The organism is Candidatus Symbiopectobacterium sp. NZEC135 (assembly GCF_025962695.1).
In genome coordinates this window covers 1-1,281 of record NZ_JAGFPF010000517.1, presented here as the reverse complement: position 1 = coordinate 1,281, position 1,281 = coordinate 1, and the positions used below count along the sequence as shown (strand labels likewise).

The following is a 1,281-nucleotide window of genomic DNA, read 5'->3' as shown; positions in this document are numbered from 1 at the left end:
AAACACGCTTACCCGCCACCACGGCTCCCCAGACAGACCCTGATGAGGCAAACCGGCTAATCAGCGCAGTCCCATTACGCCATATTAACGAACTGGTTATGGCGCTCTGTTCAGGCCAGGAACATCAGCTCAGGCTGTATTGGCCACCACTTTCGCAGCCGTTTGCCGCCTTATTGCGCTGGTGCGGCCAACTGGAGTATGTGCGCCGCCATTGGTCCGAAACGTATTCTGATGCAACCTTATTAGCGCTGGCCGACGTGCTGGAACCGCTTGCATCCCCTTTATTACGACTCCTGATGGTGAAACATCCTCTGTTTGCCACCCAGCGTGCCGGGGCCACCGAGCGCGCAACAGTGACGAGTTTATGGAAATTCACTTTTGCGTTTCTCATTGTGGAAAGCGGCGGCGCGTTTAACCCAAAAAGCTACCTCTGTTATTTAATCCAGCAGATGGCAGCCTGGCGCAATATCTCTTATACCGACCAATTGGAAGCACTGAGAAATAGCGTTATCAATACCGGTGACTTTTCCCTGTCTGGCATCCCCATGAGCAGCCTTCTGAAAGAACTCGATCCGTCCAGGCTCCCGGGAAATGCCGTTCAAGGTGATGAACCATCGCCTTCTTACTTTCAGTCGCCACTCTCACCGTCGTTGATAAATGGCCTCTCTTTGACGCAGTTGGCTGACATCGAAAACATCACCACAACGCTGCAAAGTGCCAATCAAACTCAATGGAACAGCCACATTCATCAATGGCAGCGCGACCATGGGAAACGGCTACCACTGCTCATTTTCAGTGCGGGGCGCTCACTTTCCGTAGTAAAGCGCTGGGTGGCCAATTTTGATGATTCCGCATTATTCACATTAACCACCACCATCAATTCGCCTGCCACAGAGACCGTACAGGCTATTATTCGCGAGAGTCAAACCATCGGAATAGCCATAAGCCACGCGTTAAATCCGCTTAATATGAGTAATACCAGAAATGCCTTATGGGAACTGACGCTACACTACCTAATGAGCCGCCGAGGGAGTGAATTTAATCAATATCAATATTTACTGAATGTCACTGAACAACTTTCTGCCCGCTACCAGATTAACGTTGAAGTATTAATTCACGAATGGTTAAACCTGAGCGATAGCGGCTTTTTATGGCGCCAGCAGTTGGTTGACCTTGTCGAACATCAGAAACGGCCCCCCGTCACGGCACCTCAGTTGCTCGCAAATATTCAGTCCGATGTCCACGTATTGGTCATAAGTCAGCAGCAACGTACGATTTTAC

Annotated in this window: 1 protein-coding gene; it reads left to right on the top strand. The window is 50.2% G+C overall.

Annotated elements, in window-relative coordinates:
• Positions 1-200: 200 nt before the first annotated feature.
• Positions 201-1,281, top strand: a 1,081-nt coding sequence (locus J5224_RS28370; RefSeq protein ID WP_264628445.1) for a hypothetical protein, incomplete at its 3' end; no start/stop codon positions are given.